Genomic DNA, 470 nt, shown 5'->3' on the forward strand with positions numbered 1-470 from the left:
TCACGTATACTATACGATCTGTAGAGTATGAGTGCATCTTGTGTTCATATGTTCTCTCTAACCTGCCTTGCGACTCGCATGCGTCTCTTTTGGACTACTTATAGTCGTTGTGACCTGTGCTTCTCCTTGGTGTTATAGTTGTTTTTTTTTTTTTTCACTTCGGCGCCGGGGTGATGGCCGAAGGCACCGGTTTCCTGCTTGGCAACCTGGTCGGCAACTTCTCGCTGCAGGCGCAGCGCGACATGGCCACCGATCCTTCGCGGGCGACCAACAACGTGATCGGTGCAGGCCGTCGCCCGGTGTCGAGCATGTCGCCGACGCTGCTCCTGCGCGATGGCAAGGTGCGCATGGTCACCGGCAGCCCCGGCGGCAACACCATCCCGGGCACGGTGATGCAGAGCATCGTCGACGTGGTCGACTTCGGCATGAACATCGCCGAGGCCACCAGCCAGCCGCGCATCCACCAGGAC

1 protein-coding gene is annotated in these 470 nt (G+C 58.5%); it reads left to right on the forward strand.

Annotation, left to right across the window (positions count from 1 at the left end):
• Positions 1-116 precede the first annotated feature (116 nt).
• Positions 117-470, forward strand: a 354-nt coding sequence (locus CSC73_RS18325) for a gamma-glutamyltransferase (protein ID WP_281353041.1), incomplete at its 3' end; no start/stop codon positions are given.

This window comes from Pseudoxanthomonas sacheonensis, assembly GCF_010093305.1.
Taxonomy (GTDB): domain Bacteria; phylum Pseudomonadota; class Gammaproteobacteria; order Xanthomonadales; family Xanthomonadaceae; genus Pseudoxanthomonas_A; species Pseudoxanthomonas_A sacheonensis.